At 66.2% G+C, this 13628-nt stretch carries 12 protein-coding genes; 9 read left to right on the top strand and 3 right to left on the bottom strand.

What is annotated here, in order from left to right:
* Positions 1-3 precede the first annotated feature (3 nt).
* The 9 genes from AC0IZS_RS25840 to AC0IZS_RS25800 all read left to right on the top strand — a co-directional run bounded on the left by AC0IZS_RS25840 (position 4) and on the right by AC0IZS_RS25800 (position 10756).
* Entirely contained in the window at positions 4-669 is a 666-nt protein-coding gene (locus AC0IZS_RS25840; protein ID WP_471638289.1) for a TetR/AcrR family transcriptional regulator, read from the top strand.
* Positions 670-829: 160 nt separating this feature from the next.
* Positions 830-1768 carry a hydroxymethylglutaryl-CoA lyase gene (locus tag AC0IZS_RS25835; protein ID WP_471638288.1) on the top strand — a complete coding sequence of 313 codons (939 nt, stop codon included), beginning with the start codon at positions 830-832 and terminating at the stop codon, positions 1766-1768.
* On the top strand, positions 1761-2963 hold the full coding sequence (locus AC0IZS_RS25830) for a CaiB/BaiF CoA transferase family protein (RefSeq protein WP_471638287.1): 1203 nt from the start codon (positions 1761-1763) through the stop codon (positions 2961-2963). Before AC0IZS_RS25835 ends, AC0IZS_RS25830 begins: the two co-directional genes overlap by 8 nt.
* Before the next feature lie 108 nt (positions 2964-3071).
* Entirely contained in the window at positions 3072-4043 is a 972-nt protein-coding gene (locus AC0IZS_RS25825; protein ID WP_471638286.1) for a Bug family tripartite tricarboxylate transporter substrate binding protein, read from the top strand.
* 23 nt (positions 4044-4066) lie between these two features.
* The gene (locus tag AC0IZS_RS25820; RefSeq protein ID WP_471638285.1) at positions 4067-4999 is read left to right on the top strand and encodes an SMP-30/gluconolactonase/LRE family protein; all 933 of its coding nucleotides are present in this window, start codon (positions 4067-4069) and stop codon (positions 4997-4999) included.
* 132 nt (positions 5000-5131) lie between these two features.
* Positions 5132-5593 carry a putative pterin-binding protein gene (locus AC0IZS_RS25815; protein WP_471638284.1) on the top strand — a complete coding sequence of 154 codons (462 nt, stop codon included), beginning with the start codon at positions 5132-5134 and terminating at the stop codon, positions 5591-5593.
* Between the two features lie 13 nt (positions 5594-5606).
* Positions 5607-8633: a response regulator gene (locus AC0IZS_RS25810; RefSeq protein ID WP_471638283.1), complete on the top strand. Its 3027-nt coding sequence runs from the start codon at positions 5607-5609 to the stop codon at positions 8631-8633.
* Positions 8630-9820 (top strand): response regulator, encoded by a 1191-nt coding sequence (locus AC0IZS_RS25805; RefSeq protein ID WP_471638282.1) that lies wholly within the window; start codon positions 8630-8632, stop codon positions 9818-9820. Before AC0IZS_RS25810 ends, AC0IZS_RS25805 begins: the two co-directional genes overlap by 4 nt.
* Before the next feature lie 3 nt (positions 9821-9823).
* Positions 9824-10756 (top strand): response regulator, encoded by a 933-nt coding sequence (locus AC0IZS_RS25800; RefSeq protein WP_471638281.1) that lies wholly within the window; start codon positions 9824-9826, stop codon positions 10754-10756.
* 64 nt (positions 10757-10820) lie between these two features.
* Here AC0IZS_RS25800 and AC0IZS_RS25795 read toward each other — a convergent pair whose 3' ends face one another.
* From AC0IZS_RS25795 to AC0IZS_RS25785, 3 genes are all read right to left on the bottom strand, one after another.
* Positions 10821-11624, bottom strand: a complete 804-nt coding sequence (locus tag AC0IZS_RS25795) for a hypothetical protein (RefSeq protein ID WP_145696718.1) — start codon at positions 11622-11624, stop codon at positions 10821-10823.
* A 272-nt stretch (positions 11625-11896) separates the two neighbouring features.
* Positions 11897-12904 (bottom strand): biotin synthase BioB, encoded by a 1008-nt coding sequence (gene bioB / locus AC0IZS_RS25790; protein ID WP_471638280.1) that lies wholly within the window; start codon positions 12902-12904, stop codon positions 11897-11899.
* A 331-nt stretch (positions 12905-13235) separates the two neighbouring features.
* Positions 13236-13625, bottom strand: coding sequence for a phosphopantetheine adenylyltransferase (locus AC0IZS_RS25785; RefSeq protein ID WP_471638279.1), 390 nt, complete (start codon positions 13623-13625; stop codon positions 13236-13238).
* Positions 13626-13628: the final 3 nt, after the last annotated feature.

The following is a 13628-nucleotide window of genomic DNA, read 5'->3' as shown; positions in this document are numbered from 1 at the left end:
GCGATGGAAAGAGCACCCCGCCGTGACAAATACGCCGAACGCCGCGCCGAGCTGGGCGAGGCCGCGCTGCAGACGCTGGCCGACCTGGGCTATGCGCGCACCAGCCTGCGCGAGATCGCACAGAACTCCGCCTTCTCGCACGGTGTGCTGCACTACTACTTCACCGACAAGCTCGACCTCATCCTGTGCAGCGTGCGCCAGTACAAGGCGCGCTGCGTGACGCGCTATGACGAGGTGACGAACAACTCCACTACCTTCGGTGAGCTGGTCGATGGCTTCGTGGCGGTGCTGGGCGAGACGGTGCGCAGCGAAGCGCCCATGCACCGGCTCTGGTACGACATCCGTTCGCAGTCGCTTTTCGAGGACGCCCTGCGCGCCGACGTGGAGGCCATCGACAAGAGCCTGGCCAACATGGTCTGGCGCGTGCTCACGCGCATGTCCGAACTGGCCGGCTTGCCGGTGCGCGCGCCCATCGACCTCACCTATGCCATGTTCGATGGCGTGTTCCAGCAATGCCTGCTGCGGCACATGGCCGGCGACGCCAAGGCCATACCGGTCATGCAGGGCCATGTGCGCCTGCTGGTGGAGCAACTGATCGGTGTGCCTGCCGCTGCGGCAGCACCTGCCAAGGCCATTCGCAAACGCAAGCCGGTCGCAATCGCCGCGTAGCACCTGCACCCCACCCCGGGCTGCGCCCTGCGAAGCCGTTCTGTTCTGCAGAACGGCTTTTTTGTGGGTGCGCGAATGCTTGACCCCAGCAGGGATGCTCCTCATAATTTCATGAGACAGATCCAAGTTCTTTCTTATAGAACAACAAAGGAAATCCCCAGTGCCCCATGCTTTCGATGTTCTGATCAGCGAGGTCGGCCCGCGCGACGGCCTGCAGTCCGTGAAGGCGACCATGCCCACGGCCGACAAGCTGCGCTGGATCGACGCGCTCTACGCCGCCGGCGTGCGCGAGATCGAGGTCGCCTCCTTCGTGCCGGCCCGGCTGCTGCCGCAGATGGCCGATGCGGCCGAGGTGGTGCGCCACGCCATCACCCTGCCCGGCCTCACGGTGATGGCCCTGGTGCCCAACCGCAAGGGCGCGCAGGCGGCACTGGACGCGGGGGTACACAAGCTCACCATGCCCGTGTCGGCGAGTGCGGCCCATTCGCTGGCCAATGTGCGCAAGACGCGCGAGGAGATGGTCGAGGAAGTGCGCGCCATTGCCGACCTGCGCCGCGACATCGCCCCGCATGTGAAGCTGGAGGCCGGCATTTCCACCGCCTTCGGCTGCACCCTGCAAGGCCTGGTGCCCGAGGACGAGGTGATCTGGCTGGCCGCCCAGTGCGTCGAGGCCGGTGCCGACGAGTCGGGCCTGTCCGACACCGTGGGCTATGCCAACCCGGCCCAGGTGCGCCGGCTGTTCAAACGCCTGCGCGCAGAGCTGGGCGACAAGGCCGGCGCCGCCCACATGCACAACACGCGCGGCCTGGGCCTGGCCAACTGCCTGGCGGCGTATGAAGAAGGCGTGCGCACCTTCGATGCCTCGCTGGGTGGGCTGGGCGGCTGCCCCTATGCGCCGGGCGCCTCGGGCAATGTGGTCACCGAAGATTTGGTGTTCATGTTCGAGGCCAGCGGCATCGCCACCGGCATCGACCTGCAGCGGCTGATCGACGCGCGCGCCCCGCTGGTGGCCGGCCTGCCCGGGGAGCCGGTGTACGGCATGACGCCCGAGGCGGGCCTGCCCAAGGGCTTCGTACAACAAGGAGCGCGCCATGTCTGAGGCCGGCCAGAACGACAAACCCCTGCCCTACGCCGGCATCCGCGTGGTGGAGTTCACCCACATGGTCATGGGCCCCACCTGCGGCATGGTGCTGGCCGACCTGGGCGCCGAGGTCATCAAGGTCGAGCCCATCGAGGGTGACAGCACGCGCCACCTGCTCGGCTCGGGCGCGGGGTTCTTCCCCACCTTCAACCGCAACAAGAAGAGCATTGCGCTCGACCTCAAGAAGCCCGAGGGCATCGAGGCCGCGCTGCGCCTGATCGCCACGGCCGACATCGTGAGCGAGAACTTCAAGCCCGGCACCATGGCCAAGCTGGGGCTGGACTACGCCTCCCTGCGCAAGCTCAACCCGCGCCTGATCTACGTGAGCCACAAGGGCTTTCTGCCCGGCCCCTACGAGCAGCGCACCGCGCTCGACGAGGTGGTGCAGATGATGGGCGGCCTGGCCTACATGACCGGGCGCCCCGGCGACCCGCTGCGCGCGGGCACCAGCGTCAACGACATCATGGGCGGCATGTTCGGGGCCATTGGCGCCATGGCGGCGCTGCGCCAGCGCGAGCTGACCGGCGAGGGCTCGGAGGTGCAGTCGGCGCTGTTCGAGAACAACGTCTTCCTGGTGGCCCAGCACATGATGCAGTTCGCCAGCACCGGCAAGGCGGCCAACCCCATGCCCAGCCGCATCTCGGCCTGGGCCATCTACGACGTGTTCACCGTGAAGAATGGCGAGCAAATCTTCCTGGCCGCCGTGAGCGACAAGCAGTGGGCCATCTTCTGCGAGGCCCTGGGCCTGGCTGACCTGCTGGCCGACCCGCGCCTCACAACCAACAACGAGCGTGTGCAGGCGCGCGACTGGATGATGCCGCAGCTGCGCTCCCACCTGGCCAGCCGCAGCGCGGCGGAGCTGGCGGCCATCTTCGAGGTGAACGAACTGCCATTCGCCCCGATCACCAGGCCCGAAGAGCTGTTCGACGACCCGCACCTCCACCAAAGCGGGGGCCTGGCGCCCATCCGACTGAACAACGGCACCGAATCCAGGGTGCCGCTGCTGCCCCTCACCCTGGGCGGCGTGCGCCCCGGCGTGCGCCTGCAGCCGCCGCGCGCGGGTGAGCACACGGCCGCGCTGCTGCGCGAGCTGGGCTACTCCGGCGCCCAGATGGCGGCCCTGCGGACGCGGGGCGCCGTGGCCTTCGACTGACGGCAAATACCCCCCACCTTCCAGCCGGCCCCCGGCCAGGCTGGGCGCCGCTGTGCGCCATGTGCGCGCACTGGTTTGATTTTTGACTACACCAAGGAGACAGACACCATGCATTTGCCCTCTCTCAAAGCCATCCTGGCGGCCACCCTGGCATTCGGCGCGACAGCCGCCCAGGCCCAGGCCGCGTGGCCCGACAAACCGGTGCGCCTGGTGGTGCCTTACTCGCCCTCGGGGACCACCGACTATGCGGCCCGCCAGATCGCGCAGAAGCTCACCGAGCAGACCGGAAAATCCTTCTACGTGGAGAACAAGGTCGGTGCCAGCGGCACCATCGGTTCGGACCTGGTGGCCAAGGCCGCGCCGGACGGCAGCACCTTCCTCATCAACGACACGACGTACGCGATGCTGCCGCACCTGTTCAAGAAGCTGCCTTGGGACCATGCCACCGGACTGGTGCCGGTGACGCGCATCGTCGACACCCCGTTGGTGGTGGTGGTAGGCGCCAATTCGCCCTACAAGACCATGCAGGAGCTGCTCGACGCAGCCAGGAAGAACCCCGACAAGCTCACCTTCGGCTCGGGCGGAATGGGCAGTTCCTCCCACCTGGGCGGCGAGCTGCTGCGCCAGCACGGCAAGATTGCGCTGACCCACGTGCCCTACAAAGGGGCCGGCGAAGCCATGCTGGGCGTGATTTCCGGACAGGTGGACCTGGTGGTGACGGCAGCGCCCACGGCCATCCCGCAGGTCAGGGGCGGCAAGGGGCGTGCGCTGCTGGTGACCTCGCCGCAGCGCCTGGCCGCCCTGCCCGATGCACCCACCAGCGCACAGCTGGGACTCAAGGACTTCACCGCCACCAACTGGTTCGGCATTGCCGCGCCCAAGGGCACGCCCCAGGCCATCATCGACCGCATGCAGGCCGAGGTGAAGAAGGCCGTGGAATCGCCGGACCTGGCCAAGCGCTTCGCGGACCAGGGTGCCAGCGTCGGCGCCATGGCCCCGGCCGAATTCCAGAGCTACGTGCGCAGCCAGACCGAAGACTGGGGCCGGGCCATCAAGGCGGCCGGCGTGCAGGCTGAGTGAGCCCCCCAAAAGGAACAGCCCCCATGTGGAACCTGAGTTTTACCCCGCCCGAAGTCATCGAGGCGACCGTGATGACCCGCCTGCCCGACGCGCTGCGCCAGCCGCGCCGTACCGAGTGGGTGGATGCCAACAAGCCCGGCCATGTGATGGACAGCTTTCTCGAGGGCCCCGTCTTCGACGGCCAGGGCAACCTGTACGTCACCGACATCCCCTACGGCCGCATTTTCCGCATCGCGCCAAACGGCCAATGGCAACTGGTGGTGCAGTACGACGGCTGGCCCAACGGCATGGCCCTGCATGCGGACGGCAGCCTGTGGATCGCCGACTACCGGCGCGGCATACTGCGGCTGGACCCGGCCAGCGGCGAACCTCCGGCCCCGGTGCTCGCGCACCGCAACAGCGAGTCATTCAAGGGCGTCAACGACCTGACCTTCGACGCCGCGGGCAACCTGTACTTCACCGACCAGGGCCAGACCGGCATGCACGACCCTACGGGCCGCGTTTACCGCTACACCCGCGGCGGCCGACTCGACCTGCTGCTGGCCAACGCGCCCAGCCCGAACGGCCTGGCGCTCAGTGCCGATGGCGCAGCCCTGTTCGTGGCGGTGACGCGCGGCAACCAGGTCTGGCGCGCACCGCTGCTGCCCGATGGCAGCATTTCCAAGATGGGCGCCCTGCAGACCTTCTTTGGCACCAGCGGCCCAGACGGGCTGGCCGCCACGGCGGACGGCGGCCTGGTGGTGGCCCACGCCAGCCTGGGGGGCGCCTTTGTACTCAATGCACGGGGTGAGGTGACGCACTTCGTGCGCAGCCCGGCGGGCGCCACGGTGACCAATGTGGCCTTTCGGCCCGGGACGTCCGAGCTGGTCATGACGGAATCGTCCACCGGCACGGTACTCCGGGCCTGGTTGCCTGTCACCGGCGCAGCCGTCGGTGGACATTTCTTGAGTGCATGAATGCGCGCCGGCTGTTATAACTCCACCTAGAAACGGCCGCAAAGGCTGGCGAGGGGGAACACCATGACCGATGCGAAGGGGGCCACTGGCCCGTTGTCACGCCTGGCAGCAGGCGTTCTGGTGGCGGCGTGCATGCTTTTTCAAGCCCAGGCACAGACGCTGGAGAAGCCCGCAGGGCCTGTGGTGTTGACCATCCAGGGGGGCGTCAGCAAGACCAACCAGGGGGAGAAGGCCCAGTTCGACATGAAGATGCTCGAAAAGCTGCCCCAGAAGAGCTTCACCACCCAGACCCCCTGGTACCCCAAACCCGTCACCTTCACCGGGCCGCTGCTGCGCGATGTGCTCGCGGCTGCGGGCGCCAAAGGCAGCAAGATCACGGCGGTGGCGCTCAACGACTACAAGACCGAGATACCGTTCGACGATGCCACGCGCCACGAGGTGATCGTGGCCCGGCTCATGAACGACCGCCCCATGCCGATCCGCGAGAAGGGCCCGCTGTTCATCGTCTTCCCCTTCGATACCAAGGCCGAATTGCGTACCGAGCTGTACTACAACCGTTCTGCCTGGCAGCTCAGCACTCTGCAGATCAACTAGCAGTCTGCTGCCCATGCTGCGCAGCAAGCACCTCCTGCCCCTGATCATCGCCAGCCTGGTGGTGGTGTACGTGTCCATTGCGGCCGTCCAATACCACCAGTACCGCAGCGTCGAAGCCGTGATGCGCCGGGGCGACGTGAACGCCCTGTGGTCCTTCCTGCAGCTCAATGTGGAGCACGAACGGCTGGACCACGCCCTGCACCAGTACGAGTTCGACCCAGAAAGCACCTCGATGGATGCGCTGCAGCTGCGCTACGACCTGTTCCTGAGCCGCTTCAGTGCGCTGGAGAGCGGCACCGCGCGCACCCTCATGCAGAGCGAGCCAATCTACGCCAAGGCCCTGGCAGAGCTGCAGGAATTCGTCGAAGCCGGCGACAGCTATTTTGGCCTGGCCGCCGACGTGCGTACCAGCCAGGCCAACATGCGGCTGCTGCGCGAGCGCCTGGTCGATCTGCGCGCAACGGTGCAGGAGCTATCGCTCAACGCCTCGCGCATCTCGGCCTTGCTGGGAGACCAGCGCAACGCCGAGGTGCAGCACCAGACCCTTTTGACCACCGGCCTCACGGCCTTCCAGGCGGTGCTGACCTTCCTGTTGGCAGTGGCGATGGGCCGGCAGTTCTTGAAGCGCGAAAAAGCCAAGTCGCTGGCCCTGGCCGCGCAGGCCGAGCTGGTGGAGGCCTTGAAGCGCAGCGAAGAGGTGCTCGAAGCCCGGGTGGTCCAGCGCACCGAGGAGCTGGAGCAGGCCAATGCCACCCTGCGCGAGCACGAGGACGAGCTGGAGGTGGCCCGCGCCCGCGCCGAAGACGCATCGCAGATGAAGTCGGACTTTCTGGCCAACATGAGCCACGAGATCCGCACCCCCATGAACGCCGTGATCGGCATGAGCCACCTGGCACTCACCACCGACCTCTCGCCGCGCCAGCGCGACTATGTCGAGAAGATCCAGCGCTCGGGCCAGCACCTGCTGGGGCTGATCAATGACATTCTCGACTTCAGCAAGATCGAGGCCGGCAAGCTGGAAGTGGAAACCGTCGATTTCGGGCTGCGCGGCGTGCTGGACAACGTGGCCAACCTGATCGGCGACAAGTGCTCGGCCAAGGGCCTGGAGCTGATGTTCGACGTGGACCCTGCCCTGCCGGATGACCTGCTGGGCGACCCGCTGCGCCTGGGCCAGATCCTCGTGAACTATGGCAACAATGCCGTGAAGTTCACCGACACCGGCGAGATCGTGGTGCGCGTGCTCGAAGTGGCGCGCGATGCCGATGGCCTGCTGCTGCGCTTCGAGGTGCAGGACACGGGCATCGGCCTCACGCCCGAGCAGCAGTCGCGGCTGTTCCGCTCGTTCGAGCAGGCCGACACCTCCACCACCCGCAAGTACGGTGGCACCGGGCTGGGGCTGGCCATCTCCAAGAAGCTGGCGGGCCTGATGGGCGGCGAGGTGGGCGTGGACAGCACGCCGGGCCAGGGCAGCAGCTTCTGGTTCACCGCCCGGGTGGGCCTCGGCACGCCCTCGGCGCGCCCGCTCATGCCCGAGCCCGACCTGCGCGGGCGCCGCGTGCTGGTGGTGGACGACAGCGAACAGGCGCGCCAGATCCTCTCGGGCCTGCTGGCCAGCATGAGCTTTGCCGTGACCACGGCCGCCTCGGGCGAAGAAGCCATTGTTGCGGCACGCGATGCCGACAAGGCCGGCCTGCCCTGCGAGATCGCGTTTCTCGACTGGAGAATGCCGGGGCTGGATGGCTTTCAGACAGCCGCCCAACTGGCCCTTTTGCCCCACCCGCCGGTACCGGTGATCGTCACCGCGCATGGCCGCGAGGAGGTGTTCCGCGAGCTGGAGAAGGCCGGCATCGCCCTGATGTTGACCAAGCCGGTCAGCCCGTCCCAGCTGTTCGACACGGCCATCCGCGCCCTGGGTGGGGTGCAGGATGCCGGCCTGGCAAGCCGCGCAGCAACGCGGCGGACCACGGCGCCCGACCTCGGCCCCATCCGTGGTGCCCGGGTGCTGCTGGTGGACGACAACGACCTGAACCAGCAGGTGGGCGCCGACCTGCTGGGCGACGCCGGGCTGGTGGTGGAAGTGGCCGAGAATGGCCAGGTGGCGCTGGACATGCTGCAGCAGCGCGCCGCCTACGACATCGTGCTCATGGACATGCAGATGCCGGTGATGGATGGCCTGACTGCCACGCGGCGCATCCGCGAGAACCCCGACTGGCACAAGCTGCCCGTGCTGGCCATGACGGCCAATGCCATGAGCGGCGACCGCGACAGCTGCCTGGCCGCCGGCATGAACGGCCATGTGGCCAAGCCCATCGACCCCGATGAGCTGTTTTCGCAGCTCCTGCAGTGGGTGCCTGCGCGTGCCGGGGCCCCGGCCCTGGCTCCTGCTGCGTCCGTATCGGCGGCGGAGCCTGCATTCGCCCTTGAAGCCCTGGCCCGCATCGAGGGGCTGGACGCAGCCGCCGGCCTGCGCCGGGTGCTGGGCAAGCCCGCTGCCTATGAGAGCCTGCTGCGCAAGTTCGTGGCCGGCCAGGCGGCCGCAGCGCAGAACACCAGCGCCCTCCTTGCTGCCGGCCAGCGTCAGGATGCCTTGCGCGCCATGCACACCCTCAAGGGGACTGCGGGCACCATCGGCGCCGCGCCCCTGGCCCAATTGGCCGAGGTGGTGGAGCACGCGATTGCGGCCGATGCCGATGTCCAGGTGGTGAACACGCTGCTGGAGCCGGTGGACACTGCCTGTCAGGCCCTGGTGGCAGCATTGCGCAGCGCACTGCCCACAGAGGAGGCCACGGCCCAGCAGGCACCGGTGGACGCCGCAGAGGCGCAGCAATTGCTCGCGCGCCTGGAGGCGCTGCTGGCGGACGACGATTCGGACGCCGTGGAACTGTTCAAGGACTCGGGCCCCGCCCTCAAGGCCTTGCTTGGCCCCGTCTACGGCGAGATGAAGCGCGCGCTGGACAGCTACATCTTCACCGACGCACTGGCGCTGCTGCGTGCAGCCCCCCTGCCCGGCCCCGCGATACAAGGAGGACCCACGTCATGAGCAATCCCATGGAAACGAGCGGCAAATGCACCGTGCTGGTGGTGGACGACATGCCCGACAACCTGTCGGTGATGAGCGGCCTGCTGCGCCCGGACTACAAGGTCAAGCTGGCCAACAGCGGCGAGCGGGCCCTGCAGATCGTCGCGGGCGACGGCAAGCCCGACCTGATCCTGCTGGACATCATGATGCCCGAGATGGACGGCTACGAGGTGCTGCGCCGCCTGCAGTTCAACCCCGAGACCGAGGACATCCCGGTGATCTTCCTCACGGCCATGAGCGCATCGGACGACGAGACGGTGGGCCTGGAGCTCGGAGCGGTGGACTACATCACCAAGCCCATCAACCCGGCCATCACCCTGGCGCGGGTGCGCAACCACCTGCTGCTCAAGCGCGCCCGTGACCTGCTGGCGCGCCAGAACCAGTACCTGGAGGAAGAAGTGGCCCGGCGCACGCGCGAGGTGGTGGAGCTGCAAGACGGCACCATTCGCGCCATGGCCTCGCTGGCGGAAACGCGCGACAACGAGACCGGCAACCACATCCGCCGCACGCAGCACTACGTGGAAGTGCTGGCGCGCAAGCTGCAGCACCATCCGCGCTTCAGCGAGGAGCTCACCGAGGCAGCCATCGAGATGATCTTCAAGTCGGCGCCGCTGCACGACATCGGCAAGGTGGGCATCCCGGACCGCATCCTGCTCAAGCCGGGCAAGCTCACGCCCGAAGAGTTCGAGATCATGAAGACACACACCACGCTGGGGCGCGATGCCATCGTGGCTGCGGAGCGTGAAGCCTCGCAGACCAACCCCTTCTTCCGCTACGCCAAGGAGATCGCCTACAGCCACCAGGAAAAGTGGGACGGCTCGGGCTACCCCGAGGGACTGGTGGGCAACACCATTCCCCTGTCCGCACGCTTGATGGCCGTGGCCGATGTGTACGACGCGCTGATCTCCGTGCGCGTCTACAAGGAGGCGTTTCCCCACGAGGTGGCCGTGGAAATCATCCGCGACGGCCGGGGCAGCCATTTCGATCCCGACATGGTCGATGCCTTCCTGGCGCTGTCCGAGGAATTTCGCGACATCGCCCAGCGCTTTGCCGATGGCGAGCAGGCGCTGCACGCCCAAGTGGACCGCATGGCCACGGACCTGCCCGCCGAGCACATCGAACTGACCGCACAAGACACCCCATCCTGAGGCATGCATCCTTCCAAGACCACCGTGCTGCTGGCCGAAGGCGCCAGCGCCATGCGCCAGGCCCTGGCCAACCAACTGCAGACCTTCGGCTTCGGCCAGGTGCTGCAGGCCCGTGACGGCACACGCGCCCTGCAGATGCTGCGCGCCGAACCCGTGCACGTGGTGATCTGCGACCTGGACATGCAGGGCATGGACGGCCTCAGCGTGCTGGAGGCCATGCGCGCCGACCCCAAGCTGGCGGGCCTGCCCTTCATCCTGATGTCGGGCGGGCTGGACCGGGATTCAGCGGCCCGGGCGATCCGCCTGGGCATCGGCGACCTGTTGGTCAAGCCCTTCACGGTGCGCCGGCTGATCGAGCGCATGCAGCGTGTGCTGCAGCGCGACGCCCAATCCCTGGTCTCCGCGCTGGCGCCCCCGCCTGCACTGGAGCCCGCCCCCGAACCTTCCACCGAACCCGAGCGCGCCACCATCCTGGTGGTGGATGACACGCCCGACAACCTGCAGCTGATCGCCGGCCTGTTCCGCGACCGCTTCAAGGTCAAGATCGCGCACAACGGCGAGAAGGCCCTGGCCATCTGCCAGTCCGACGCGCCGCCGGACCTGATCCTGCTCGACGTGATGATGCCCGGCATGGACGGCTTCGAGGTGGCGCGCCGCCTGCGCGAGCACCATGCGTCGGAATGCACGCCCATCATCTTCGTCACCGCAATGACCGACGAGGCCTCACGCCACCAGGGCCTGAGCCTGGGCGCCATCGACTACGTCTTCAAGCCCATCGAGCCCGAGCTGCTGCGCCTGCGGGTCAGCAACCTGATGTACTACGTGGAGCACCGCAAGCAGCTGCAGAAGGATTTTGACCAGATGCATGAGAACAGCCGGTTGCAGGCGGAGGTGGAGCGGCTGAGCGCTGAGGTGAAGAGCCTGCGCAATGGGTGAACACGGCCTGCCTCATCACGAGCTTCTGATGTCAGGCCCGAGTTGCAAGCCCTTTTGCAACAATTCACTTTGTTGGTGGAATGAGCACTGAAGTCAAAAACTTGCTCAAATGGCTGTTGTTAGGGCACATTCTTCGAGTGCTATAGGCGCCCGATTCGTACCAGGGCATTGAGGATTTCTTCCCGATGGCTTTGAAGTAGCCAACTCGCTCGGCCAGCACCTCTTGCGTTCGCAAATCGACAATGGTGATCCGACCACCCGCAATCCAGCGCTTGCGCATTTCTGGCGTGGTGATGTCCTCCGTCTGATATCCGTATCGACTACGCAAGTCTGATACGTAAGTGCTCAGGTTTTTTCCGGGGATTCTGCGCAAGTAGGGTTGAGTCGACTCCCCTGGAGCGGTGCGCTGCTCCAAAAATCGATAGCCGTGGATGCCCGTTCCAATGCTGTTGGATCCCAGCGCAATGCTCGGCCCGCTTCCCGCCAGAGTGCTGTCTGAGTCACCCTGCGCCTTTCCCCAGGGATCCTGCATTCCATACTGATCTCGCCAAATGGCATCTGTCGTGTAAGGCCGGGCCGTCATCTGGAATACGCCCTCGACGTTGTCCACCCTGCGATAGATCTTGTCACCTCCCGACCTGGCACACAACTCCTGTACATAGGCCACGTCGAGGTGGAATTGGCGCTGCTCCCACCACTCCTGAAAACCCAATATGCAAAACACAACGAAGGGGCTGCAGTACACAAGGGCAGATACAACTCCTATGGATTTTTTGGAGCGGTAGGTTCGCACCATGTGAATGCGCAGGATCGATCCCAGCAAATACCACAGGGTGCAGAAGAGCAAGAGGGGGAGAAGGGCTTTCATGTTCGCAGGGCTCTAACGAGCCTTTACGCGTCCATGCGCCGTTATCGCACTGGTGTTTAGCATTCATCCCCCTCTTCTAATAAGCATCAGATCTTGAGGGGTGATGCTATCTGTCCGTCACACGGCACAGAGACGTTTGCATTCACCCAAATGGGGGGGGCGCCAGCCAGTCAGCCAGCGCGGGCGCGGCCTGACCTCATCGAAGCTACTGAGAAATGCGAATCACTTTGCGTCTATTCTGATTGCTCCTGAATGCGCACAGCGCCCTCTTGCTACTGCCCCGTAGCCACCAACCCCAGCTTGCGCAGCAACTGCTCATCAGCCTCCACATCCGGGTTGCCCGTCACCAGCAGCTTGTCGCCATAGAAAATCGAATTGGCCCCGGCCAGAAAGCACAGGGCCTGCACCGCCTCGCCCATCTGCTGGCGCCCGGCCGACAGGCGCACGCGGGCGCGCGGCATGGTGATGCGGGCCACGGCGATCATGCGCACGAAGTCCAAGGGGTCGATGGGGTCGCTGTCGGCCAGCGGCGTGCCAGGCACGCGCACCAGGCTGTTGATGGGCACGGACTCGGGGTAGGGGTTGAGGTTGGCCAACTGGGCGATGAGCCCGGCGCGGTGCACGGGCGCCTCGCCCATGCCCACGATGCCGCCGCAGCACACGCTGATGCCGGCGCTGCGCACGTGCTGCAGGGTGTCGAGCCGGTCCTGGTAGGCGCGGGTGCTCACCACGTCGGTGTAGTACTCGGGGGCGGTATCGAGGTTGTGGTTGTAGTAGTCCAGCCCCGCGTCCTTGAGCGCCAGGGCCTGGTGCGATTGCAGCATGCCCAGGGTGGCGCAGGTCTGCAGGCCCAGGCCCTTGACGGCACCGATCAGCTCGCTCACCTTTTCGATGTCGCGGTCCTTGGGGGCGCGCCAGGCGGCCCCCATGCAAAAGCGCGTGGCGCCCGCGTCCTTGGCGGCCTGGGCGGCGCGCAGCACTTCGTCCACCGCCATCAGCTTCTCGGCCTTCACGCCGGTGTCGAACTCGGCCGCCTGTGGGCAGTAGCCGCAGTTTTCGGGGCAGCCGCCGGTTTTTACCGAGAGCAGCGTGGCCAGCTCGATGTCGCCCTGGGGCCAGTGCTGGCGGTGCACGGTCTGGGCCTCGAACAGCAGGTCCATCAAGGGTTTGTCTAGCAGCGACTGGATGGCCGCGACTGTCCATTCGCCACGCACCACCGGTGCGGAGACGGGGCGGTGAAGCTGGATCGGCTGGGGGGTGGAAAGTGCGGTGTTCACCATGGTGTCGGTCCTTTCATCAAGCGGATCAGGTGCCACACAAGGCGCCACTCCTGTACCTGTGGGAGTGAAGCCTCATGTTGCTATCACCATGATTTTGAAGGAGGTTTTGGTTCAAATGCACCCTCATTGGTCACAAAAAGTGCCACCAAATTCTCGTGAACAACGTCGCTCATTTACCCCTGCATGAAGAGCGTTAAAGCCAGCAATTGGCAGATGTAGACCGCATATTGAAAGCACTCGGAAATCCGTTGTCAGAACATGCCGCCTACTTTCAGTTTCGGCATCCAACGCACATGGCAGGGCACGCCGCGTGCCTCGACGTTAGTGCAAGTTAGCGCGCCCCGGGCGCCCGTTCTGCCAGCGCCAGCGCGCCCGCACCAACCGCCAGGCAGAGCAAAGCCAGCACATCGGCCACGACCACGCGCTGCAGGTGGGCGTTGAACCCGCCGGTGGACCAGGCCAGCCAGAGAAACGAGACCACGCTGAAGCTCCCGAGGACCAGCGCCAGCCACTGCAAGGCGGGTTTCAACGCGGCCAGCACGCACACGCCACCCACGATGCCGAACAGCACAGCGCGGTGGCGCATCAGGATCAGTGCACTGGGGTCGGAAGGCGCAGCCCCATACAGGCGGACCAGGTGTTCCGGCCCGAGCACGCCCGACAAGGGGATCAGATGGATGGCGCCCACGACCAGCAAGGCCAGGGTGGTGAGGATACGCATGGG

This window comes from Acidovorax sp. AC410 (assembly GCF_979253235.1).
This window is presented reverse-complemented; position numbering and strand designations above follow the sequence as displayed.

What these genes read in the sequence shown, in the direction of transcription:
- AC0IZS_RS25840 (WP_471638289.1), top strand. Translation starts at nt 4, where the DNA reads ATGGAAAGAGCACCCCGCCGTGACAAATACGCCGAACGCCGCGCCGAG.
- AC0IZS_RS25820 (WP_471638285.1), top strand. Translation starts at nt 4,067, where the DNA reads ATGTGGAACCTGAGTTTTACCCCGCCCGAAGTCATCGAGGCGACCGTG.
- AC0IZS_RS25825 (WP_471638286.1), top strand. Translation starts at nt 3,072, where the DNA reads ATGCATTTGCCCTCTCTCAAAGCCATCCTGGCGGCCACCCTGGCATTC.
- AC0IZS_RS25830 (WP_471638287.1), top strand. Translation starts at nt 1,761, where the DNA reads ATGTCTGAGGCCGGCCAGAACGACAAACCCCTGCCCTACGCCGGCATC.
- AC0IZS_RS25810 (WP_471638283.1), top strand. Translation starts at nt 5,607, where the DNA reads ATGCTGCGCAGCAAGCACCTCCTGCCCCTGATCATCGCCAGCCTGGTG.
- AC0IZS_RS25785 (WP_471638279.1), bottom strand. Translation starts at nt 13,625, where the DNA reads ATGCGTATCCTCACCACCCTGGCCTTGCTGGTCGTGGGCGCCATCCAT.
- AC0IZS_RS25815 (WP_471638284.1), top strand. Translation starts at nt 5,132, where the DNA reads ATGCTTTTTCAAGCCCAGGCACAGACGCTGGAGAAGCCCGCAGGGCCT.
- bioB (WP_471638280.1), bottom strand. Translation starts at nt 12,904, where the DNA reads ATGGTGAACACCGCACTTTCCACCCCCCAGCCGATCCAGCTTCACCGC.
- AC0IZS_RS25800 (WP_471638281.1), top strand. Translation starts at nt 9,824, where the DNA reads ATGCATCCTTCCAAGACCACCGTGCTGCTGGCCGAAGGCGCCAGCGCC.
- AC0IZS_RS25795 (WP_145696718.1), bottom strand. Translation starts at nt 11,624, where the DNA reads ATGAAAGCCCTTCTCCCCCTCTTGCTCTTCTGCACCCTGTGGTATTTG.
- AC0IZS_RS25805 (WP_471638282.1), top strand. Translation starts at nt 8,630, where the DNA reads ATGAGCAATCCCATGGAAACGAGCGGCAAATGCACCGTGCTGGTGGTG.